Source organism: Streptomyces sp. NPDC030809, assembly GCF_055572195.1.
On the sequence record NZ_JBVIDV010000028.1, the window covers coordinates 33,042 to 56,862 of the forward strand.

Below are 23,821 nucleotides of genomic sequence, written 5' to 3' on the forward strand. Positions count from 1 at the left end.
GCGGAGTCGGACCGCTGGCCCCCGACAGCGTTTTCGGGACGCCCGCGTCCGCCCCCGCCTGTGCACGACGCATAGCAGCGCCCCGGGTCTTCGCCCGGGGCGCTGCTGGTGTGTGCGTCTGTGTCTCACGCGGGCTGCGCTGTGGCAGTGCGCCAGGCCCGAACGGTGGCGAAGCGCCGCCCCTCGACGGTACGGCGGAAGGTGCCCTCCGCCATGTCGGCGACCTGCCAGGCGGCCAGGCGGAACCGGGCGGCAGCAGCGAAGTGGGCTGCAACCGCTCCGGCGACGGTGTCGAGCGCGCGCAGATCCACGTCCTCCAACGGCTGCGGCTCCGGCACCCCAAAGGTGACGTCCCGCTGCCACTCGTTCAGCAGAGTAAGGGCCCGCTCCAGAACGTCGGACGCATGGTGCCAGCCATCGGCGTAGTGGAGCAGAGCAACGACCGCTTCCACCACGTGATCCACCTCGCGCAGCGGGTTGCCGACGGCGAGGAGGTTCCCACCACGTTCCCACTGGGCGGACGGGTCTGTCTGGCACGTAAGGCACTCGACCAGGCAGTCGGCACACTCCTCCGGATCCGTGTCCCCATCGAGAACGCGCATCTCGCCGCCCCGGCCGTCACCGATCCGGAGTTCGTGGCCCTCGTGCTCAGCGAGGACATCTTCAACCCTGCGGCCGACTCGGACAGCCTCCAGGTGGCCGCGCAGGATCTCCTCACCGCGCGCGGCGTCGCGCACTCCGCCCCCGGGGGTCTCGACCACCATGTGCGCCTCGTAGTCGTGCGCGACGTCCCACTCGGCGCTGACTCCCACCGGGGAGAGGGACAGCCGCCACCACCCCCCCGACTCCCGGGCAAGTGCCGGGTGCCGGGGCAACTGACCGACCAGCTTGTCCAGCTCCGCTCCCAGCTCGTCCCAAGGCAACCTGGGGTCCTGCATCCAGCCTTCGAGGTCAAAGTCGAGGCAGTGCTCCACCCGGACGTAGCCGCGCCCAAGGCGCCGCACCGGACGCAAGCCGGAGGCCTCGCCGTTGGCCGCGATCTGGAAGAGCAGGTGTGTCGGTCCATCTGTCAGACAGCCACTCCAGATGCTCTCGACATGCGCAGCAATCAGGTCGAGTGAGGCAGTGACAGGGCTGTCGTCGCCGGTGAAGGCCATGGAGTCTCCTTGATACTGACGGGTCGTCGTCCGCCGGTGGGGTGGGTACCGACCACCCTCCGACACCAAAAACATTACGGCAACAAGGGACATCGGGGCCAGTCCAACCCCGCCAAGTCACCCAGACGGACTACTCGCGCAGGCGGCGGCTCGACCAGGCCGCCGGAAGACGCTGCCGCGTGGCGACGAACGGGCCCGGCACGAAGGCCGGGCCCGTTCAGAACAGCAGGATGTGCGTGATGACGATCTGCGGCGAATCCTCGTCGCGGCTGATCACGCACTCGGCGATCCCGAGCTCACCCTCGGCCCCGAGCAGGAGGCGGCGCTGCTGCGGCCGCCGCGGCGACGCCGTGCTCCCCGGCAGACGCGCGGGCCGACGCGGTGCTGGCCAGCACCGGACAGGGCGCCGCGATCCCCTCCGCGTTGCGCGGCACCCGCTCAGGCTCGTGCTGATGTATCGGCTGTGCGGTCATCGCTCGTCGAGTCTGCCTCCTGGCAGGCCTCCGAGTCGACTGTGGCCGCGACATAGCTCACGCACATGTGGGCTCGGTCAGGAGATCTCCTGACCGAGCCCACGGCGACAGGAAGGGGGATCAGGTCTGCGCCATGTCCACGAAGCGCGAGTAGTGCCCCTGGAAGGCCACGCTAATGGTGGCAGTCGGGCCGTTGCGGTGCTTGGCGACGATGAGTTCGGCCTCCCCAGCACGGGGGGACTCCTTCTCGTACGCGTCTTCGCGGTGCAGCAGGATGACCATATCCGCGTCCTGCTCGATAGCTCCGGACTCCCGCAGGTCGGAGACTTTAGGCCGCTTGTCCTCGCGCTGCTCGGGCCCGCGGTTGAGCTGAGACAAGGCCACGATCGGTACGTCCAGCTCCTTGGCAAGGAGCTTGAGGTTCCTGGAGAGGTCCGACACTTCCTGCTGGCGGCTTTCGCGTCGACTGGCACCGCTCTGCATGAGCTGGAGATAGTCCACGACGATCAGACCGAGCGACGGATGGCGCTGCTTGAGCCGACGGGACTCGGCCCGGATGTCCATGAGAGTGAGGTTCGGTTCGGTGTTCAGGAACAGCGGAGCTGCTGTGATATCCGGCACCCGGCGAGCCAACCGCGTCCAGTCGTCATCGGTCAGGGTGCCGCTGCGCATGTGGTGGAGCGCGACCTTTGCCTCAGCAGAGAGGGTCCGCATGTGGAGCTCTTCCTTGCTCATTTCGAGCGAGAAGAACACGGACGGGGTACCTGCCTTGATGGAGCAGGCACGAGCAAAGTCGAGAGCGAGGGTGGACTTGCCCATCGCCGGGCGCGCAGCGATCACGATCATCTGGCCGGGCTGGAGACCGTTGGTCAGGCTGTCCAGGTCCAGGAAGCCAGTCGGAGTTCCTGTCAGCTCGCCCGTGTTCTTGCTGATTGATTCGAGAATGTCGAGTGTGTCACCGATTCCGTCCCCAACGCTCTCGGTGGCGCTGGTGCCACGTTCTTCGTCCACGCCGTAGACCTCGGCCTGAGCTGCGTTGACGATGTCGTCGAGCTCCCCCTCAGCCGCATAGCCCATGGCCGTGATCTTGGTTCCGGCAGTCACCAGGCGTCGCAGGACGGCGCGCTCGTGGACGATCTCCGCGTAGTACTCGGCGTTCGCTGCTGTCGGCACCGACTGCACGAGAGTGTGGAGGTAGGAAGCCCCTCCAACCTTTTCGATCTCACCACGCTTGGTCAGCTCCGCACCAGTCGTAATCGGGTCGGCGGGCTCACCTTTGGCGTAGAGGTCCAGAATCGCACGATAGATCGTTTCGTGGGACGGCCGATAGAAGTCACGCGGTTTGAGGACCTGGATCACATCGGCGATAGCGTCCTTCGAGAGCAGCATGCCGCCCAGGACGCACTGCTCAGCTTCTACGTCCTGGGGAGGAAGGCGCTCCGGTCGGAAGGTTTCGGGTACCTGGTCTCGGTCATTGCGCTGGGCCGCAGCCTGAGTGGGTACGCTCATGGTGGATCTCCTGTTCAAGGTGGTTCACAGCGGCGGCCGGCTTCTTCGCGGGAACGGCCGCCGCCTCTGGTTTCGAATCAGGCTGTGGCGCGGACGTGCTTCGGGTGGCACTCGGTGCACGGGATGTCTCGACCGTCAGCGAGCTCCACGAAGCGTTCAGCAGCGGAGTTTGGCCTACGGCCCCTGTTGCACTTACCGCACCAGTCCACGAGCGTGCTGGGTTTCGAGGGCGCCGTGGCGGCCTTGGGCTGCTTCTGATCAATGTGCTCCGCGTGCTTGATCAGATCTACCCAACCTGACTGAGCGCACTCAGCAGCGCGTTCCGCAACCCACTCAACGGGCTTGCCTGCTGCCAGCAGCTCTCGGGCTTGCTTCTTGATCTTGCCCCGGATCCAGTTGGTGACAGGCTTGCCTGCTTCCGCCAGGTAGCGCTTGACCACCATCCCAGCGTCCTGCTCCTCCTGAGACTGAGACCGCTGGCCAGGAAGAGCCATGCCAGCTGCGGCTGCCGCTGCTCCCACAGCAGCGGCGATGTCGTTCGGCGAAGCAGGGTTCTCTCTCTCGGAACCGGGGGCCCCACAGGGCTCAGAGCTCGCCGTGACAGGAGTGTCGCCGGAGAGAGAAGGATCCCTACGGGATGAGTAAGGGATATGCAGGTCAGATTGACCTGACCCAGAGGTCATCTTGACCTGAGGCTCCGGTCGATCTGACCTGAGGCTCAGGTCAATCTGACCTTTCAGCAGGTCAGGGTCACTTTCGTCCCTCAGATCAGATTGACCGGACAGCAGGTCAGCGGGCGTCCCGGGGTCGTCAGGGGTGCCGGTAAGTGAGGCCTCAGGGTCTCCCTGTGTGTCGTCATCGAAGGTGATGGCGTTGATCAAGTTGTCGTCGTAGGTATTCTTCTTGCGCGCCATCGAGGCCAAGAGCGGCAGGTTCACCCGCGTCAGGTTCGAGATGGGGTCGCCCGTCTTCTTGCTGACGCGGCGGACCGACTTGACGAGTTTCTTCCCCTTGAGGTTCTTCTTCGCCCGGCGGACAGTGCTGGGCGAGGTGCCGCAGTCGTCGACGAGACGCTCCTCGCTGGGCCAGCAGTAGCCGTACGGGTCGGTGTAGTTCGTGTAGGCGAGGAGGAGCAGCTTCTCGGAGCCGTCGAGTCCTTCCGCCTTGAAGACCATCCCCATGTGTTCAGCGCTCATTCCGCCACCACCGAGCTTCGACGGGCGCGACCGTGCGAACGGGGTTCGTGCGATCCAACTTGCGGTCCTTGTCCGCTGTGTGGCAATGACCACCCACGCGGACCGCGACTTATCTACCGAACCCTTGACGGAGCTTTGTAGAGTAGACACGGCGCGTGGGTCTGCCCGGCGGGAACCGGGCGACGTGCCCACAGCTTTGGTAGAGAACCCACTCAGGTCTGGCGAGACGAGTCAGAGTGGGCGGTCGGTGGCCTGGGGATGGGAAACCCCAGGCCGCTGGCGTTTAGGCCCCCTGCGGCAAAGAACTTGCCTCGGGGTGTCGAGCCGCGAGCTGCTGGAGCAACAGGCTGTAGGCGGTCCGGCGCTTTCCGCGCGGCTCCGCGGCGCCCTGCTCCCAGCGGAGCACCTGCTGATAGCGCACACCGAGCGCGTCGGCCACCTGTGACTGCGTCAGGCCGGCTGCGCGGCGCAAGCGAACGCGAACCATGACCGGCGGCAACTTCGGCTCAGCCAGCAGCATCTCGACTCCGGAGATCGGGTCGTGAGTCATTTCACCTCCATTGCGGGGGGACATGTAAAAAGGTACATGGAAAGAGAGGCGAAAAGCTGCACCTTCACCGTGTGGCGGCCCACTTCACCCAATTGGCTCATGCCCTGACGGCCCGTGAGATCCTCAGGTGCCGCTCTTCTGCGCCACCTCCGCGGCCCGTAGTGCTACCTCTGCGGCCGAACGCCGGACAGTTCGCTGTCGATCCCGCCGCTCAACCCAGTGGTGAGCTGCGTGATCTGCTTGGCCGCCCAGGGAGGTTCCTGCAGATAGGTGCGGTATCGTCACACGGCCAGATCGGTCGCGATTCGGCGCGGTGATGCTCTTCCAGGTGCACGACGGCAACGCCGCACCCGTAGTCGTGGGCCACTGACGACTGTGCCGAACGGCGTCCGGCCTCCGTCGCTCTAAGCTCCCGGCCCAGACGGTGCGGGAGCACCGCCGGCGTACAGCGTGTCGATCTGCTCTCCCACGTAGGTCGGCAGGAACTTGTGGGAGACGACGGTGCAAGAAGTCGGCTGCGGAGCATCGGCGCCTATGGACGCGGCGGTGCTGTGGAGGGCCGCGAGGCGCAGGCGGAACGCCTCCTGTTCCGCGGGGCGCACTGGTTGAGCGCTGTATCGAGGATCTGTGCCATCTGCGGACGGCACACGCTGGCCCTCTTTTTCTGCCAGTGCGAAACCGTTCGCGGGCTGATCCCGAGGCGATCGGCGAACCCCCGCACCGACGCGTGCGTGACCGATCGCAACAGCAGTGCCTCCTCGCTTGTCCACTGCTCAACTGCGATCACTGCATACCCCTATGACGGTCTGTTGCCAGGGAAGAAGAGCCATGCCGCGACGCTATTGCGACACCCCTTCCACGCCGGGACATCTAGCCGAGACGCCCGAGACCCGGAAGCTGTTCTCCGTCGAAGTGCATGCCAATGACGAACGGGGGACGCCGTGGTTGCGCTACAGGAGAACGAGGTGGTGCGGCGTCATGGTCGGGCTCAGGGACGTGTCGACGCGCTGCTCTGGTTCTGCTCGACACGTTCGAGTCGCGCGGTCAGATCGGCGACCTGCTCTTCGAGGCGCCTGATGGCCTGCGCAGTTGGGTCGGCAAGGGCAGCCAGGGCGTTTTCGCGAACGAAGCTCCCGCGGCCCGTGTGGGAGTAGATGACCCCGTCTCGTCGAAGCTCCGCGAAGGCACGCTGTACCGTGCCGGGCGCGACGGCATACTTGCTCGCCAACTCCCTGGTGCTCGGCAGTTTGTCGCTGGCCTTGAGTTGCCCGAGTCGAATCTGTTCGCGCACGTCCTGTGCGATGCGCTCAAAGGGCTGCATGGCCTCGTCCGTCATGAGCCACATCGTAGAGCCACCTCGCTCGGATAGATAGCCTACCCAACCTAGTTGACACGATACTGAGTGTACTGATTAGGTTATCCACGTCGATACAGCTTGGTCCGCCTGCCAGGCGCGACCGGCGAAGACGTAGCACCGCACCACCGCAGTAGTCGTCCGCCCCGCGGGGCGGACGGGGTAGTCCTCAGGCACTGAGGGCGCGAGAGCACCATCGAACTCCCCCGGAGCCTGACAGCCGCGACCACTACGTGCACGTCGCAGCGCTGTGCGCTGTCTGTCCTACGAGACGCCGACCTCGTGGCGGCCTGGAGGGCGGAGAGAGCATCGCGACCGTGCCCCTGCCGCTCCCTGTATGAGGAGTCCAGATGACTGCTTCCGCCCTTGAGCGCACCGCCCGCCCCCGCCAGAGCCGGACCCGCTCACGCACCGTCAGCGGCCGCCCAGCGCTGGCCCTCTCCACCCTCAAGCCTCACCAGTACGACCTGCGCCCCAGCTGTGCCTCGCTGGTCTGCCCCGACTGCGAGACGTGGGTGCCGATCACCGGCCTCGGGACCAAGACGACCAAGGTCGTGCCGCACGACACCGGCCGCGCCGGCAAGGACGCCGCCGTCCGCTGCCGCCTGGGCAGCAACCGGCTGGTCACAGCCAACGTCACGGTCCGCGAGTGGCAGAAGCGCCTGGAGGACGGTCGCGCGGAGACGGGCCACCGCCGCAAGACCGCCGTGCGGCGCAGGCCGAAGGTCACCGTCGCCCCGGCCGTCAGCCAGATCGCCGCGCAGAAGCAGGCGCCGGCGGATGACGAGCGCAGCAACGACCGGCCCCTGTGGCTGCGGCGCAAGGAACAGTGGGCGGCGACCGAGTCCGCGGTCCGCGACGCCGACACCCGCCGCGCGCAGCTGCCTGCCGGTGCCGCGCCGCTGGGAGCGCCGCCGGTGCCGCTCCAGACGCTGCACCCCGACCGCCGCGCAAGCTGACCAACCCCCGCACGAAGGACCGCGGCCCCGTCCATCCCCGAGCGATCGGGATGGACGGGGCCGCGGCTGCTCGTACAAACAGCCCGAACGACGACAGCCCCGGGGATTGCGCCCCCGGGGCATGTCCAGGACCTGAATCGGAGGACCTGATGCAGCTCAGCATGACACGGGCGGTGCCCCGACCGAACGCCGGGATCATCGACGACATCGAGGACGCGGACAACAAGAAGGGTTTCGAGCCCGAGGACCTCACCACGTTCCACCAGCTCGTCCGCCACCTCAACGCCGGCGGCGACCGCTGGCCGCAAGGCCCGCCGCACGCTCGCCGAGCTGACCGTCGTCGGACAGGGGTGGTGACCGGGATGGACTGGCGACACAACGCGATGAAGACCCGGACCTGTTCTTCCCCAAGCGTCGCCGGATACGACCACCATCTCCACCTGAGCGACGTCGCACAGGACGCCGGCCTGGACATTCGAGACTGGGACGTCTGCCACGCCGACGAGTACACGCCGCCCTTCAACCGCCCGACCCCGCTTGTCTACGACCTCAACACCGAGATCGAGCAGCAGCGCGCGCGTCTGACCGATGTCGCCGCACTGGCCGCCGACATCGCGGCCACCGCGTGAACAGCCCAAGGAGCCGGAGCATGCAGCACGAGAAGTCCCTCACCCGCAGCCAGGGGATCATCCTGGGGGCCGCCGCACTGCCGATGCTGGCGGTCGGCGGCCTCGGAGGCTGCGGCACGTTCACCAACATGAAGACGCAGTTCCCCCAGGACGCCACCGCCCTGGGCGTCGTGGCCGCGGGTGAAGGCGCCACCCTCGTCCTGGCACTCGTCATGGTCGGCCTGACCCTGCTCAGCCAGTCCTCGCCCACGGTCGTGCGGCTCGGACTGTGGCTGCTGCCCGCCGCCGCCTCCGGCACTGGGGTGGTCGTCGCGGACGGAACGAAGGAGGCCGTCGTCTACGCCATCACCCCGATGGCGATGTGCGCGTCGGCGGAGGGCATCGGCCTCCTCGCCCGCCGGATCGTGATCTACACAACCGGCGTCGACATGGACGCCCGGCGCCGCAACGCCATCACGATGCGGCGCATGGCGGTTCTGCGGGCCCGGGCGGCGAACCACCCCTGGAAGCGATCCCGCAGGCTGGCGGAACTGGCGTCCTGGCGACTGGCCCGCAAGGTCGGAGTCGGCGACGACGAGCTCGGCGCCGACCTGGTGCTCATCCAGCGAGACCGGCTGACGGACGGCGCCAACTATGCCCTTGCGGGCATGTTCACCACCACAGCCGTCACGCCCGCCCTGCCCACATCCGTCACACCGGCACTCGCCCCCGTGTCGGGACAGGGCAGTTCCGTCACGCCTGCCGTGCCGGAGACCGTGACGCGTCACGAGCCCGTCACGGTCGGGGCGGGAACCGTGACGACTGCTGGCACGCAGGTCAGCAGCCCTGGAGGGTCTGATCCGTCACGGTCCGCCGTCACGGTGCCCGGCGCTTCCCGTGACGGTGTCACGGGGCGCGGCGAGCAGCCCGTGACGGATTCCGTCACGGCCACCGGCTCCGTCACGGATACGCCCGTCGCGATGGCGGAGCCGTCACGCTCACCCGCCACGGCCATGACGCTGGAACAGGTTGCGGCCGTGGCGGGTGTGCCGGTCCCGCGCACCGGCGAGCGGCTGTCCGACGCGCAGCTCCTCGTCGTGCTGCGCCACCTGTGTTACCGCGAGGACCCCCCGCTGTCCTACCGAGCGGCCGTCCGCGCCTTCCGCGAGGCGGGGTTCATGGCCGCTGAGGAGCGCATCCGCGTCACCTGGCGCGAGCTCCCCCGCGACGCCGCCAGCGCGGCCGACGGCGACGAGCCCGAACCCACCCACGCCCGCGACGACGGCACGGCGGAAGACGAGGACGAAGAAGAGGCCGGGCCCCGGCCCTGACCCCCTCAGCTTGAACTGGCCGGCGCCACCGGCGATGGCCAGCCCGGCACCTGCCGGACTGGCCATCGCCGCGACTGCCGGACGCAGTCGACGGCGACCGCAGAACCGAGGGCTCATCTTTACCTGGTAAAGGTGAATACCTGTGAGTTGGCGCTCGATTTGCCGTTATTCAGACTGATGTCGCAGGTCCACGCCAGCCGTGAACCTAGTAATGTTCGGTCTCATGGTCATCCCCACCCAAGGAGGCGGGCGAGAGAAACTAATCACCTCGCTCACCCCCCAGTTGCGCAGACTGCTGAAGATCCGTGCCTTCGAGCACGGCATGGACATCCAGGACGCCACCGAGCACGCGATCAAGTCCTGGTATCAAGCCCTCGAGGTCCCAGAGGTCGACACGACCGGCGCCAAGACCTGGGGCACCTTCCTGTCGGCAGGCGAGCCTGAGGAGTTCAAGGAGATTTGCTCATCACGAGGCGTCACCTACGTGCAGGGACTCGCCCAGGCCCTGACCCTGTGGTTGGAAAACCACCCGTCGCCTTCTGCTCCACTCCACGCTCAGCCGGTAACGCGGGTGATAGTCGCGAACCAGAAGGGCGGGGTGGGAAAGACCTTCATCTCGTCCGGCGTCGCGCAGGCACTCGCGGAGGACGGTAAGCGTGTCCTCTTGGTCGACTACGACCCCCAAGGCCACCTGACAGCCGAGCTGGGCTTCGAAGACCTCATGTACGAGGACGACGTCGAGACCCTGCTCATGCACATGGACGGCACTGCCAAGGGAGACATCCACGAGCTCCTCGTGGCTCTGGACCAGGAGCGGTTCGGTGGACGCCTCCACCTGCTGCCTGCGTCCGACGACGCCTTCCTGCGTGACGTCGCCCTCTCGAAGGTGTCCTTCAGCGAAGCCGCCCTGGAGCGCGCCCTCGAACCGCTTGAGGCCGATTACGACATCATCATCATCGACGGCCCGCCCAGCCTCGGCCTGAACATGGACACGGCCCTCTACTACGTCCGCCGCAGGGAGGGGGAACTCGCAGACCGCTCCGGAGTCATCACCCCCGTCTGGGCGAACAAGGCCTCCCACCGAGCCTTCCGGCTCCTCAAGCGCCAGATGGACGACCTCTGCAAGAAGGGCCGCATCCAGGTCGACTACCTCGGTCTGGTCGTCAACGCCTACGACAGCCGCAGGGGCAAGCTGGTGAAGGAGAACAAGAAGCAGTGGGAGAAGAGCTCCTCCCCCTCGGTCCTTGCGGTCATCGGTGACCTGAAGGAAGGCCGAGAAGCATCGGACGGGGAGATCCCCCTCTTTGAGTACGCACCTGACAGCGAGCACGCCCAGGCGATGCGCGACCTGGCGAAGGAACTGGCCGTATGACTCCCGCATCCCGCGTCACCCGCGGATTCAGCGTCGATGACGAAGGACAGGACGCGGAGCCCAAGCGCCGCAACATCCGGACCCGCAGCCAGATCATGGCCGGTGAAGGTAGGCGACCGCCGGCGGCCGTGGCCCTCGCCGAACTGGCGCACAACCCCTTCAACCCGCGCCACGAACTCACCGAGATCGGTGAGACCGCAGCCTCCCTGCGTGAGCGAGGGCAGCTTCAGCCGATTGCTGTCGTACGGAAGGCCGCCTTCCTGGCCGTGCACGGAGACCAGGCCGAGGAGATCGGGCAGGCCGAGTACGTCGTCATCGACGGAAACCGACGCCTTGCCGCTGCCCGTGAGGCGGGCCTCGCCGAGCTCCGCATCGACGTCAATGACGCCTTGGCGGCCAGTGCTGCTGACCTCTTGGAATCAGCCCTGATCGCGAACGTGCACCGCGTCGACGTGCCACCGGTCGAGCAGGCGAAGGCGATTCAAGAGCTGGTTGCTGTGCACGGAAGCCAGGGCACGGTGGCCAAACGGCTGGGTAAGACGGAAGGCTGGGTATCCCAGCGGCTTGCACTCCTCAACCTCGCCGATGACCTTCAGGAGAAGGTCGAGTCCGGCGAGCTGAAGGTGCGAGAAGGGCGCCGGATTGGCCGACTTCCTGCCGAAGCGCAGCACGCTGAAGCAGAGCAGGCCATGAAGGCTGCCAAGGAGCCGCGCAAACCGCGTGGTCGGGCAGCCGCTGCGGCTGCGGAGGAGACCAAGGCGCCCACCCCGGCCGTACAGACGCCCGTCCCGAGCCAAGATCGGGGGGCTCATGACTCCGGCCCGGCGCAGGGTTCCGACGCTGGCGGCACCCCGACCTCGACAGCCGTCGAGGAGACCCCCCTTCCGGGCGAGCCCATCCTGGTCGACATTAGAAAGATCCCCAGAGTGCCGTGGCACGACGGCAACGAACTGGCCGATCTTCTCTTCGAGAAGATGGGCGATAAGGACCAGCGCCTCGTTCTCCTGGAGCGGCTCTTCGAGAGCCTGGACGACGAGCAGCGCAGTTCAGTCCTGGATCGACTCCTTGCCCTCCCCAGCCGGAGCTAGCCGATCCCACAAAAGGCCTTGGTCATCTTTACCCGGTAAAGATGACCAAGGCCTTCGTTGTCTCCTGCTGGCTCCGCGTCCCACCTTTACCAGGTAAAGATGAAGCGGCCTGCAGTGGTGGTCACCCACAGCGGTGACGGTGCTCCGCCTGTCTGGGGAAAACGATCAGCATCCCGTGTCCTTCCAGAGGGCTGCCTCGATACGCATTGATCACGTCCGCCCACCCGTCAACGTGGCGGCGGCGTGCACGTTGATCGGACTGCCGTCGGGGAGGACCAGTGACCAACGAGGCTGTAGAACGGCCGCTCCGTACCGACGAAGAGGGGAACCGAGATGACGCCGCAGTTGAGCAGGCACGGCCGGCTGGCACGGGAGTACTGGCAGACGTACCGGCCGCAGGCCCTGGAGGAACTGGGGAGCCCCGAAGAGCAGCAGGCGTTCTTCGTACGCCTGGATCTGCGGCTGGGGGAGCGGATCGGGGAACTGGCCGAGGAGCTGCTCCTGGAGGTCCCGGTGGGGGAGCGGAGCGGGGTCCGGCGGGCGGTGCGGAAGCAGGCGCAGGAGATGGTGTACGACCAGGAGGTGTTCCTGCCCAAGGAGCAGGGGACGGAGCACCGGGAGATGTAGCGGCGGCACGGTTTCGTCCGGCAGGCCAGCAGGACCTGGCGCCGCCCCGTCTGGGGGACCGGGCGTACGCCAACGTCGAGGCGCTGAAACTGCTGCGCACGCTCGAAGAGGAAGGGCGCGCGGCGACTCCGGAGGAGCAGGGTGCGCTTGCCCGCTGGTCGGGGTGGGGCGCTTTGAAGCAGGTATTTGCCCCGCGCCCGCCGGCCGCGGACGCAACGGACGCGGAGGCCCGCCGGACCGTCGTCGGGTGGCTGGCGCTCGATCCCGTACGTACACAGGTGCGCGAGCTGCTGTCCGATGAGGAGTGGGCGGATGCCCGCCGGAACCTGCTGAATGCTCACTACACCGATGCCGGGCTGGTCGCAGCGGTGTGGGCCGGAGTCCGCCGGCTGGGGTTCGACGGCGGCCGGGTGCTGGAGCCTGGCTCGGGCAGCGGCAACTTCATCGGCCTGGCCCCCACTGACACCGCGGTGCCGGTGCGCATGACGGGCGTGGAGGTCGAGGGCAACACCGCAGCGCTGTCGCGGCACCTCTACCCGGACGCCGACATCATCACGGCCCCGTTCGAGGACGTGGTCCTGGCCGACGGCGCTTTCGACGCCGTGGTCGGGAACATCCCCTACGGCCGGTACAGCAGGTACGACAAGGTCCACAACGCCGATCTGGCGCTGTCGATCCACGATCACTTCGTCCTCAAGTCCCTCGTGGCCACGCGACCCGGCGGGATCGTCACTCTGATCACCAGCCGCTTCACCCTCGACGGCAAGGACACCGCGCCCCGCGAGCGGCTCTACGAACTCGGCGATCTCGTGGGGGCTGTCCGTCTCCCGGCGGGGGCCCATCGCGACGCGGCCGGCACGGACGTGGTCACCGACGTCCTCTTCCTGCGGCGCCGGATGCCGGGAGAGGAGAAGGGCCCGGACGGCTGGCTGGGCACCCGCGAGCTGGTCCTCGACGGCCACGAGGAGCCGGTGCGGGTCAACTCGTACTTCCTGGACCACCCCGACCGCGTTGTCGGGGAGCTGCGGGCACGCCTGGGCAAGTACGGGCCGGAGCCGACCGTCGCAGGCGAGCGTGACGCCGCCGCCGGCCTGGCCGAAGCTGCTGAGTCGATCGCGGCGGAAGCGCGTACCGCGGGCCTGGCGGCGACTTCCTCCACGGCCCGAGCGGCTGCCGACGCGGTCCCGGTGACGCTGACGCAGGCACTCGCCGAAGGCGCCCTCGGTCTGGACGAGTCCGGCAACCCCACGATCGTGGAGGACGGGCGGATCGTCCCCCTGGACGTCCACCCCGAGCAGCGCGATCGCCTGGTCCAGCTCATCGGCATCAAGGCCCGCGCCCTCGCCCTCTACAAGGCGGAGGGCGACTCTGCCGAACCGGGGGAGACACCGGAACTCGCCGAGCTGCGGACCGGTCTGCGCGAGGCCTACCGTGCCTACCGCAAGAAGAGCCCGCCGCTGGCCAAGCCGGGTCAGAACCGCATCTTCACGCCGAAGGAGGCCAAGGAGCGCGCAGCCCGCCTCGGCCTGGCGAAGGTCCCGGACGAGTGGAAGGCCCGCACCGCCTACGGGCTCGCCGACGACGATCCCGACGCCGATGTGCTGTTCGGCCTGGAGGAGTGGGATGAGCGCACCAACACCGCCGTCGAGCAGGCGGTCCTCCACACGCGGGTCCTGGAGCCGCGGGCGCTGCCCACGACAGCCGAGACCCCGGAGGACGCGGTCGCTCTCGCGCTGGAGTGGGACGGCGGCCGGCTCGACATGCTCCGCGTGGCGAACCTCCTGGGCGTCACCGAAGACGAAGCCGCCGTCCGGATCAGCCACCTCGCGTTCCGCGACCCCGCACAAGCCGGCTTCTGGGAGCCCCGGCACCGCTACCTGTCCGGCAACGTCCGCGAGAAGCTGGAGCAGGCCCGCCAAGCCGCCGCCGACGACCCCTCCTACATCGGCAACGTCGCCGCGCTCCAGCAGATCCAGCCCGAGGACCTGACACCCGCAGAGATCAAGGCGAAGTGCGGAGCCCCCTGGATCCCGGTCCAGGACTACACCGACTTCATGCGCCACCTCGGCTTCGAGGAAGCACAGGTACGGCACGCCGGTGGAACGACCTGGGAGGTCACCGGAGCACACGTGGGTGACCTGGCCCGCTCCGAGTGGGGGACCACCGAGCGCAGCGCGCAGGAGCTGATGCTCGCGATCCTGCGCCAGGCCGACTCCACCATCCAGGTCACCTACAAGGACGACGACGGGAAGATCCACGTAAACCAGGTGGCCACGGACGCCGCCCGGGAGAAGGCCCGGCTGATCGTCCAGGCCTTCGACGACTGGATCTGGGCCGACCCGGACAGGGCTGAGCGCCTCGCGGACATCTACAACCGCACCTTCAACAGCCTGGTGCTCCCCGAGTACGACGACAGCCCGCTCACGCTGCCCGGCATGAGCACCACGTGGCAGCGCCGTCTGCGCAAGCACCAGAACGCGGCGGTGCGCAGGATCCTCTCGGAGCCCACCGCCCTGCTGGCCCATGTGGTCGGCGCGGGCAAGACGGCGACGATGGTGGCCGGCGCCATGGAGCTGCGCCGTACCGGCTTGGCGAGGAAGCCGATGCTGGTGGTCCCCAACCACATGCTGAAGCAGGTCACCCGCGAGTTCCGCGAGATCTATCCCGACCGCGAACGGGTCAAGCTCCTGGCGATCAGCGCGAGCGACCTGAACCACAAGCGCCGGGCCAAGTTTTTGGCCCGGATCGCGGGCGGCGACTGGGATGCCGTGATCCTCACCCACGACGCCTTCAACATCGCACCTCTTCGCCCCGACACCATGCAGGCCTACCTCGACCGCGAGATGGCGAGCCTGCGCGAGCAGCTCGACGCCGCGGCCGCGGCGGGCATGAGCAACAAGACGATCCAGGACATCGAAACCAACCTGGCCAATGCCGAGGCCCGCCTCCAGAAGCAGATCGACGAGTCGTCGAAGTACGGCGGCATGTGCCTGGAGGACACCGGCGTCGACTACGTGATGATCGACGAGGCGCACCAGTACAAGAACCTTCGGACGATCTCGGCGATCCCCGGCGCCGGCATCCAGGGGTCCGGCAAGGCGACCAAGCTGCACATGCTGCTGGGCTACCTGCGCGATACCAACGGCCACAACAGGGTCGGCACGCTGGCCACCGGCACGCCCATCGCGAACAGCGTGACCGAGGCCTACGTCCTCAAGCGCTACCTGGCCCCCGACCTCTTGGCGCGGATGGGCCTGGAGAACTTCGACAGCTGGGCGGCGACCTTCGGGGAGGTCGTCTCCTCCCTGGAGCCGGATGCCAAGGGCGACGGCTACAAGTACAAGGCACGCTTCGCCCGCTTCTTCAACGTTCCGGAGTTGATGAGCGTCTACCGCGCCTTCGCGGACGTGCAGATGGCCGAAGACCTGAACCTCCCGGTGCCGCCGGTGCTCGCCGGACCGGACGGCCAGCGCGGCGAGGCCATCCACTTCGCCGTCACCGGCTCCCAGCGCCAGTTCATCAAGGAGCTCCCCAAGCAGGAGTGGGTCCGCAAGCCCGGCGGCGTCCTCAAAGCCCTCGGGCTGGGCCTCAGGGCCAGCCTCGACATGCGCCTGGTGGGCGGAGAGGAAGGCGAAGGCAGCAAGCTGGAGTACGCCGCCGAGCAGATCGTGCAGGTCTGGGAGCAGACCCGGGACGTCGTCTACCCCACCTCCAAGACCGACCCCACGCCGCAGCCGGTGCCCGGTGGCCTCCAGCTCATCTTCTGCGACGAGGGCACTCCCGGCTCCAGCGCCGAGCACCCGATCGACCTCTACGGCTCCCTGCGCGAGCACCTCGTCGCCGCGGGCATGCCCCGCGAGAAGATCCGCTTCATCCACGAGGCCAGCACCGACAAGAAGAAGGAGCGGCTCTTCGCCGACTGCCGGGCCGGCCGGGTCGCTGTCCTGATCGGCAGCACCGAGAAGATGGGCACCGGCACGAACATCCAGGACAGGTCGGTCGCCTTGCACCACTTGTCCTACCCCTGGCGGCCCGCCGACATGGCCCAGCGCGACGGCCGCATCGAGCGGCAGGGCAACCTCAACGACCCCAGCATCCCGGACACCCCCGACCACGTCCGGATCTTCTACTACGTCACCAGCGGCTCGTTCGACGAGTTCCGTCTCAACGCCCTGGCGCGCAAGGCCCGCTTCATCTCCCAGATCCAGCGCCGCGGCTTCAAGCTCCGCGAGATCGAGGACATCGGCGAGGAGGCCCTCAACCTCGGGATGCTCAGCGCGCTCGCCTCCGGCGACCCCGCGATCCTCCAGCTCGCCGAGGCCACCGCCGAACGAGCCCGCATGCAGGGCCTGGCCCGCGCCTGGGACCGGCAGCAGGACGGACGGCTCCAGCTCGCCAAGGACCTGGACGACTACCTCCAGCGCGCCGCCCCCTGCCTGGAAGGGATGCGTGCGGCCATGCCGCACCGCCGCCCCACCGCCGGGGATGCCTTCGCCATCACCATCGACGGGCGCACCCTGCGCAGCCGTGACGCCGCCGCGGCGACCCTCGGCGCCCGCATGGTTGCCCTCGCCCGGGATCACAGCCTCTCCCCGGGCCAGCGTGTCCCCATCGGCAGCCTCGGCGGACAGGACTTCCACGGCGAGATCTCCTACGACGCCGGAGGCCGCCGGCAGCTCAAGCTCCGCTTCGGGTGGGGCCACGTCGTACCCGTCGGACACCGCGACGACCGTGCGCAATGGCAGTGCTCCGCCGTCACCGAGTCCAACGGCCGCGGCGCGATCGTCTCCCTGGAGAACTTCCTCACCAAGCTGCCGGACGACGCCGAGAAGCTGGAACGCGAGATCCACCTCCAGCAGGGGCACCGCGCCGACGCTGCCGCGAACTTCCGCTCCTACGACGAGAACCCGTACCGGATCGTCGCCCGCTCCAAGGAGACGGAGGAGAAGCTCCTCAGCAAGCTCGTCATCGTCAACGAGAAGAAGGCCAACCTGGAGGAGGAGGCCGGAGCCAACACCGACGAGAGCGACGCCGAGAAGATCGCCGAACTCAGGGAAGAGGCAGACCGGCTACGGGCACTCATCGCCGACGAACACCTCATCCAGCAGGCGGCAAGCGCCACCGCCGCCGCAACAGCTACGACGACCACCCCGACGCCACGGCAGAACCCGACCTCAGGATCCCCGGAGAACCTCCCAGACTCCAAGCCCGCATCCCCAGGCCCGGCAGCCACTGACCGGCCGCCGGCCCCCACAGCCCAGCTGACAACGCCCGTCGTTCCGCAGCGGCCCCCCGGTGCAGACGGCACCTCCACGGCGCCGGACAGCGACACCCCCCAGCCGACCGACCCGGATCCGGCGCCCTCGGCCGACGCATCAACGGCACCCAGCGAGGACTCCGACGAGCCCAACCCGCCGCACGAGGCCCCTGCCGACGCAGCCGACGAACAGCCAGCCGACGTCGAGCGGGAGCTGTGGCAGACCGCGGCCGACACACTCACCCAGGCAGCGCAGAGCCTTCCCCGCATCACCGACTGGGCGCGCGCAAACGATCTGGCCGGCTTCACCGTCCCCCTTCGCACCTGGGCCGACGACTGGATCGCCTCCAGCGTCGCCGCCCACCCCACCGAGGCCTGGCCGGCCTGGGTCCGCGCCTACTTCCACAAGGACGCCGCCGCCCAGCGCGCCGAGCTCCTCGCGCTCGTCGCGCAGAACCTGCACGACCGGTACCGGAACGAGGAGCCCGAGCCCACGGCCACGGAGCCCGCAGAAACCCCGCCCGACACCGCCAAGGACAGCACCGAACAACAGGCCGTCGACCCGGACCTGGAACGCCTCCGCCAGGCCTGGCTGACCTCCCGCACCTGGCACGCCAAGGCCGCAGCCGAGGGCAACAGCGGAGAACGCATCCACCTGTCCCTCACCCCCGGGTACGCCCTGATCGAGAGGCCCCAGGCCGGACCCCTGCACTGGGAAGTCGTTCCCGCGGCCACCGGACAGCAGCTCAAGGTCGGCGACTACGCCGTCGCCGAAGTCGAGAGCCGCCAGGCCGCCGAGGACCTCGCCGCCGGCCTCGACACCGCTCTCCGCGCGAGCGACGGCACCGCCCTCGGGTGGCCGCCCGCCCGCGGGTGGCGGTCCGCCAGCGGGCACAAACTCGACCGCGCCCTCGCCGAGGCAAGGGCCGAGCACGACCGTGCCCACGGGCTGACCTACAGTCCCGCAATCCACCACGCCCACCGACTGGCCGAACGCGATGCGGCTCCCCCCAAGCCGCAGAAGTCCCGGTTGAGGGCCGGGGAAGACGATGACCCCGTCATCGCCCAGGACATGGCGGCGATGACACTCGACACTGCGGGCACCGGCTACACCATGGAGCCGGCGCACCAGGAGACCGAACCCTCAGCGGCACCCGAAACGCCTGCGGACACCGCGAGCCAGGATCCCGCGCCCGACAAGCAGCCCACCACACCAGGCTCCGCCAACAGCGCGGACCCGGCCCCGCCAGCAGGGCCTGCCTCCGAGCACGCACCTGCTACGGACAGCGGCCCGGATGCGCCGGACACCGCAGCACCACCGCCGGCCGGGCAAGACAACGAGACCGAGGCGGAAGAAGGGCTCCGTGTCATCACCCCCGACGGCCCTGGGGAGATCGTCACCCTGTACGGAGACCTGGCCCTGGTCTCCACGGAGAACGCCGGAACCCGGGTCTGGCACACAGCACAACTCCACCGCGCCGACCAGCCCGACGTTCCCTTCCTGAACACCACCGAGATCACCAAGCGCAGGGCAAACGCCGCCGACATCGAAAAGGCCGCGACGCCCGGCGGCATCCCGCTGCGCCACCCGCCCCGCCGACGGCTGCGCGACCTGGACGTCGAAGCGGGCCACGGCACCATCGTCGAGGGCATGACCGTGGACTGGGACAACAACGTCCACGAGCCCGGCGAAGTGGTCGGCTGGGTCCGGGCACGGATCGGCGACGACGGAAAGCGGTACTGGTGGGGCCAGGACGCCCGCGGCGGACCGCCGGACGGCATGCCATTCCACGAAAACCTCCCGGCCAAGGCAGGCGTGCCCGCAATCCGCGCCGCCGGCATGGTGGACACCGACAGGAAGCCCAGCTCCCAGACGGGGCACACCGGCGTCATCACACCGCCGTACGCGGTACGCGAGATCCGGCTGACCACCGCGCAGGTCGCCCTCCTGCGCACGCTGCCCCTGGAGGGCACGTACCCCGACGGGACTGAGCTACCTACTCCACCGTGGGTGGGCGACCATCGCCGGTACGTGATGAGCGTGGCCCAGATGCAGGCTCTGCGGCAGGCCGCTGAAGCCGCCGCCGAGGCATGCGACACCAGCACCGGGATCGGCCGCCGCAGCCGCAAGGTGCTCCTCAACGCCGCCGACAGGCTGCACTACGAGGAGTACGAGACCGGGCGCCGCGGCGCGACCATCCCGCCGATCGGTGAGCCGGACCCGTACGCCGCCCCTTACGCACCGCGGCCGCCCCGTCCCGAACTCCCACCCCAGCCAACGGGAAAGGCTGCCCGGAAGAAGCCGCGTCCCGACGAGTCGGCACCCACCCAGAGCCCGCAGACGCCGGATGCCGAGCAGGACCGGCCCAGCGATTCCGAAGAGCGGACCCAGGAGAACGAGACGGGCACCGCGACCGAGGAGGTAGTCGTGCAGACGCAGGAACAGACGGAGCTGCCCGGACTGACCGAAGGCACCGGCGAGAGCGCCCCGCCCGGGGCCGAACCCGCCCCCGCCCAGAACCTCGCACCGGAACCCGGGCCCGCTCCAGGGCAGCCCGCCGACCGCGCAGCCGAGGGAGAAGAGCCGGCGGTCTTCTCGCCGCAGGACCGCGTCTTCCACGATGCCATGCGCTACGTGGTGGAAAGCGTTTCGGACGACGGCGCCGTCCTGCACACCGTCAGCGGCCACGCCCTACCCACCGCCGAAGTCGTGGCCGAGGCCGACATGCCCCCCGTGACCACCGAAGACCTCGCGGACGGCTGGTGGAAGTTCACCTACGAGGGCCGCGCGTACACCGCCGGCGCCCTGCTCCCCGAGCTCGCACGTACCCACCCGACCGCAACCTTGTCCGTCGCCATCGTCGATCAGGACAACCGCCTGGTCGGCCGCGCCTTCGGCCGACCGCACGAATCCGCCATCATCTGGGCCGACTCCCACCCCGGCGAACCCCACCCACACGTCGCCGAATGGCTCGGGACCACACCGTGGCCGGAGTACACCGACGCCGAGCGCGCCCACATGACCGCTGGCCCGCCACCGGCCGAACCGGACACCGAAGGAGAGCCAGCCACCCCACCGGCTGCGGGCCCGGAGGGGACCACGAGGCCGGACGTCCCGTCTGCCCAGGCACAGACCCTGCCCCTGCCGGCCGCCGATGAGGCCCCGTCGCCCGCCGAACCAGAGTCCGGTCCGGGCGAAGTCGAGCAACTCGATCCCGAGAACGAGGCTGTCTCCGGGGCCGATGTGGAGGAGTACGAGATGACCGTGATGCCGGACGCCGACCTTGAGGCCCCGGAGTTCGAGGACCCGCCGGAGCCCGAGCGGTACACCGAGCGCACCGTGCTCGCCGATCCGGCGTACGCCCTGCACCTGTACGGATGGGACGGCCAGCCGGCGGACTCCGGCGAACTCCTTCACCATGACAGTGTCGTGGCTGCGGTACGGCCCAGCGCCGGAGGCGGCTGGTTCGCCCGGCTCCAGACCGAGGGCCTACCCAGCGACGTCACCTCCCTCACCGGCAGCCCGGCACAAGCCGCTGACGAGGCGGCCATCTACTACTCCGCGCTGACCGGCACCCCGTACGGTGCCCCCATCCCGGACACCCAGACCGGAGTCCGGGCCCGAGCAGACGCGGTACGGACCGCTCTACGCAACGCCGCGGTCAAGCACCGCGAGCAGATCATCAACGCCGCGGCGCGGGCCTGGCCGACGGACTACGGCCGCCACCCCCAGGTCCGGGACCTGATCGGCCGCCTCGCCGAGATGGGGAACGCCCCCGTCGACAACGCCGGTGCGCGGAAGATGGAGGCCGACCTCGCCGCCGTCGCCGGCGCCGCAACAGCGTTGCGGGAAGCCCTGCCTGACGATCCGGCGGCCCCCGAGCGTCAGCACGTCGGCTCCCGGACCGCCCACCTGCTCTACGACACCCGTCGCCTCCAGGACTACCTTCAGGCCGCCGCCGCTGCTGCACTGGCCGAGCGCCACGCAGCCCAGACGGCGGCACAGGGCAATCAGCCCGAGGCGACCGAGCGCACGACGGACCAACCCATGCCGCCAGCACCCGCCCCCGAGGCACCTGCCGGAACGCCGCGACCTGAGGAGCCCGCCGCCCCGACCGCTCCCGTCGAGCCAGCCACAGCCACCCCCGACCCGCAGCCACAACCCACCGATGTGCCGCCGGACGAGCTTGCACCTGCGACCCCGGCACCGGAGCCGGTGGTGGCCGGGGCGGAGCCGGAGGCGGTCGAGCAGCCCGCCGGCCTCGCACCCGACTCCGACCCGGGCGTCACTGCGCAGGCACCCGTGACGGATCAGGACGAGGCTGCCGCCGTGCTGCCGCCCGCGCCCGTCGCTCAGGCGCCCGTGGAGGCCCCGGCCCCGGCTGCCGTGGAGCCGGAGCGCTCCAGCCGGGTCTTCAGGCTGCCGACCGACCCCGCGTACGAACTGCACCTGGACGAAGTCGACGGGCGGGCAGAGTCCGGCACCCTCCGGGTCGGCCGTACGGAGATCGCCGAGATCCTCCGGAGCGAGGAGGGGTGGTATGCGGCCCTGTCCGACTACGACCTTCCGCGGGATACCACCACGCCCGTCGCATCCCCGCAGGAGGCCGCGCACATGGCAGCCATCCTGAACTCCGGGCACAGCGGACGCCCCTACGGTGAGCCCCCGGCAGCCGCGCGGGACACCGAGCAGGCCTCCCGCATCGACATCCTGCGCGAGGAAATGCGCGCGCTCGCCGCCCACCACGGCGGCGTCATCGCGGGAGCCGGAACGCGGACTTCCTGGCCCGGCAGTCCGTACGGTGACCACCGGGTCCTGGCCGAACGTCTCGTCGAGATGCAGATGGCCGTGAGCCGCGCAGCCGGCTCGGCGGAGATTCAGGACCACCTGGAGACGGCCCAGAACGCCGCGATGGAGTGGCTCGACTGGACCCGCACCCTGCCCAATGCGGATGCTCTCCGCGAGCAGATGGCCTTTCCGCTGGTGCACTTCAGCGTCGAGGCCCGGCGGCTGCTTCAGCGACTGGAGGCCACGGCCGAGGAGGTACGTGCCGAACGGGCATCCCAGCAGCAGGCCATCGTCGCCGAACAGAAGGCGCAAGACGCCTTGGCGCAGCCCGACCGTGATCCCGCACCCGCCGTCGAGCCGCCGCTGACCCCCGAGGCCGGCCTTCCCCAACCCCCCGCACAGCCAGCCATGCACGCCACTGCGCTACCGCAGCCCGGCCCGGCCACCACCGCGGCCAACGCATCCGATCCCGACAAAGAAGCGGAGACCTCCCCGGCGGCGGAGACCACCCCGAGGCCGGAAGGAACCGAAGAGCCGAAGACGGGAACCGCGGACGTTCCACCCGCATCCTCGCCGGGCGAGGGACTCCCGCTGTGGAGCGGCCCCGCCGGCCCCGACGAGCACCGAGAGAACCACTTGGTCGAGAACCTCCAGGGCGTCGCGGACGCCTTGGACGATCTCGCTCGCGCCAAAGGCCTCACCGGCGCAGTCTTGGCCCCCGAAGCCAGGGAGCACCTGCGTGCCCTGCAAGAAGCGCTCGACGCCGACCTCGAACCTGCACCGCCCGCCGCAGCGGACGAGAAGCAGAACGGGGAAGAGCCGGACGCAGCGCCGACCGAGGCTGTCCGCAGCGCCGAGGCCGTGACCGAAGCGCTCGCCGAGGCCGACCGCCACGACCTCGCGCTCGACCAGCTCCCCGAGTGGCAGCACATCCAGACCGTACGCGGGGCGGCGGCGAACCTCTGGAGGGCCATCAAGCGGAGCGCCGGGGAGCACTTCGAGCAGCTCCTCGGAGACGACCGGGTACAGACCTGGTGGAAGCAGATGTCCGTCCGGGTCTGCGAGAAGATCGCCGAACTCGCGCAGCGCGCCGCCGACCGGCTTCGAGGCCAGGAGCCCGAGCCGGCAGCCGCCATGGAGCGCCTGCACCGCGCGACCGACACGTACGCGCACCCCGACCTTGCGCCGCCCGCTGCCCGGCTCGATGTCCGGCAGCTGCACAAGCTCGGCGAAGGGCTGGCGCGCGCCGACCGCAAGGTGCAGGCGGCGGCCGCGCGCAGCAGGTCGACCACGGTCCGCAAGCCGCCTGCTCCTCGGCAGCCCGCTGCCGAGGGAGAGCAGTCGTCGCACCTGCTCCGCCCCGGCGCCGACGCCAGGCGTGGACCCCGGCACGGTCGTTGATTCGACAGGCTGGCCGCGGGCCAGCACGGACGGCCCGTCGCACCGTTCAGGCCGCGGGGGCTCCGCCCCCACACCCCCGACCACCCTGCTGAGGGGCCCGGGGCGGCCGGGACGGTGCGGGCCGGTGGTGGGTGAAGGGGGTAGGGCGCG

General features: G+C 69.2%; 12 protein-coding genes. 7 read left to right on the forward strand and 5 right to left on the reverse strand.

The features are described from left to right. Positions 1–125: 125 nt before the first annotated feature. The 5 genes from ACZ407_RS29810 to ACZ407_RS29830 form a co-directional block, all read right to left on the reverse strand. Positions 126–1,157 carry a hypothetical protein gene (locus ACZ407_RS29810; protein WP_468133679.1) on the reverse strand — a complete coding sequence of 344 codons (1,032 nt, stop codon included), beginning with the start codon at positions 1,155–1,157 and terminating at the stop codon, positions 126–128. 593 nt (positions 1,158–1,750) lie between these two features. Then, positions 1,751–3,139 (reverse strand): replicative DNA helicase, encoded by a 1,389-nt coding sequence (gene dnaB, locus ACZ407_RS29815; protein WP_468133681.1) that lies wholly within the window; start codon positions 3,137–3,139, stop codon positions 1,751–1,753. 77 nt (positions 3,140–3,216) lie between these two features. Continuing rightward, positions 3,217–4,320, reverse strand: a complete 1,104-nt coding sequence (locus ACZ407_RS29820) for a helix-turn-helix domain-containing protein (RefSeq protein ID WP_468133683.1) — start codon at positions 4,318–4,320, stop codon at positions 3,217–3,219. A gap of 298 nt (positions 4,321–4,618) precedes the next feature. Continuing rightward, a complete protein-coding gene (locus tag ACZ407_RS29825; protein WP_468133685.1) occupies positions 4,619–4,885 on the reverse strand; it encodes a helix-turn-helix domain-containing protein in 267 nt (88 codons plus the stop codon). 988 nt (positions 4,886–5,873) lie between these two features. After that, positions 5,874–6,221, reverse strand: coding sequence for a GntR family transcriptional regulator (locus ACZ407_RS29830; protein ID WP_468133687.1), 348 nt, complete (start codon positions 6,219–6,221; stop codon positions 5,874–5,876). 368 nt (positions 6,222–6,589) lie between these two features. Between ACZ407_RS29830 and ACZ407_RS29835 the strand changes: the two genes are divergently transcribed. The 7 genes from ACZ407_RS29835 to ACZ407_RS29865 all read left to right on the forward strand — a co-directional run bounded on the left by ACZ407_RS29835 (position 6,590) and on the right by ACZ407_RS29865 (position 23,671). Further along, complete coding sequence (locus ACZ407_RS29835) at positions 6,590–7,198, forward strand: hypothetical protein (protein WP_468133689.1); 609 nt, start codon at positions 6,590–6,592, stop codon at positions 7,196–7,198. 149 nt (positions 7,199–7,347) lie between these two features. Then, on the forward strand, positions 7,348–7,827 hold the full coding sequence (locus ACZ407_RS29840) for a hypothetical protein (RefSeq protein ID WP_468133691.1): 480 nt from the start codon (positions 7,348–7,350) through the stop codon (positions 7,825–7,827). Between the two features lie 20 nt (positions 7,828–7,847). Continuing rightward, positions 7,848–9,137: a hypothetical protein gene (locus ACZ407_RS29845; RefSeq protein ID WP_468133693.1), complete on the forward strand. Its 1,290-nt coding sequence runs from the start codon at positions 7,848–7,850 to the stop codon at positions 9,135–9,137. 223 nt (positions 9,138–9,360) lie between these two features. Further along, entirely contained in the window at positions 9,361–10,509 is a 1,149-nt protein-coding gene (locus ACZ407_RS29850; protein ID WP_468133695.1) for a ParA family protein, read from the forward strand. Continuing rightward, on the forward strand, positions 10,506–11,597 hold the full coding sequence (locus tag ACZ407_RS29855) for a ParB/RepB/Spo0J family partition protein (protein WP_468133697.1): 1,092 nt from the start codon (positions 10,506–10,508) through the stop codon (positions 11,595–11,597). The genes ACZ407_RS29850 and ACZ407_RS29855 overlap by 4 nt, the downstream gene beginning before the upstream one ends. Positions 11,598–11,930: 333 nt before the next feature. Next, on the forward strand, positions 11,931–12,224 hold the full coding sequence (locus ACZ407_RS29860) for a hypothetical protein (RefSeq protein WP_468133698.1): 294 nt from the start codon (positions 11,931–11,933) through the stop codon (positions 12,222–12,224). A 173-nt stretch (positions 12,225–12,397) separates the two neighbouring features. Then, positions 12,398–23,671: a DEAD/DEAH box helicase family protein gene (locus ACZ407_RS29865; protein ID WP_468133700.1), complete on the forward strand. Its 11,274-nt coding sequence runs from the start codon at positions 12,398–12,400 to the stop codon at positions 23,669–23,671. The last annotated feature ends 150 nt before the right edge of the window (positions 23,672–23,821 follow it).

Bases quoted from the DNA above. Each gene is read 5' to 3' on its own strand.
- ACZ407_RS29810 (WP_468133679.1), bottom strand. From the start codon at position 1,157: ATGGCCTTCACCGGCGACGACAGCCCTGTCACTGCCTCACTCGACCTG.
- dnaB (WP_468133681.1), bottom strand. From the start codon at position 3,139: ATGAGCGTACCCACTCAGGCTGCGGCCCAGCGCAATGACCGAGACCAG.
- ACZ407_RS29820 (WP_468133683.1), bottom strand. From the start codon at position 4,320: ATGGGGATGGTCTTCAAGGCGGAAGGACTCGACGGCTCCGAGAAGCTG.
- ACZ407_RS29825 (WP_468133685.1), bottom strand. From the start codon at position 4,885: ATGACTCACGACCCGATCTCCGGAGTCGAGATGCTGCTGGCTGAGCCG.
- ACZ407_RS29830 (WP_468133687.1), bottom strand. From the start codon at position 6,221: ATGACGGACGAGGCCATGCAGCCCTTTGAGCGCATCGCACAGGACGTG.
- ACZ407_RS29835 (WP_468133689.1), top strand. From the start codon at position 6,590: ATGACTGCTTCCGCCCTTGAGCGCACCGCCCGCCCCCGCCAGAGCCGG.
- ACZ407_RS29840 (WP_468133691.1), top strand. From the start codon at position 7,348: ATGCAGCTCAGCATGACACGGGCGGTGCCCCGACCGAACGCCGGGATC.
- ACZ407_RS29845 (WP_468133693.1), top strand. From the start codon at position 7,848: ATGCAGCACGAGAAGTCCCTCACCCGCAGCCAGGGGATCATCCTGGGG.
- ACZ407_RS29850 (WP_468133695.1), top strand. From the start codon at position 9,361: ATGGTCATCCCCACCCAAGGAGGCGGGCGAGAGAAACTAATCACCTCG.
- ACZ407_RS29855 (WP_468133697.1), top strand. From the start codon at position 10,506: ATGACTCCCGCATCCCGCGTCACCCGCGGATTCAGCGTCGATGACGAA.
- ACZ407_RS29860 (WP_468133698.1), top strand. From the start codon at position 11,931: ATGACGCCGCAGTTGAGCAGGCACGGCCGGCTGGCACGGGAGTACTGG.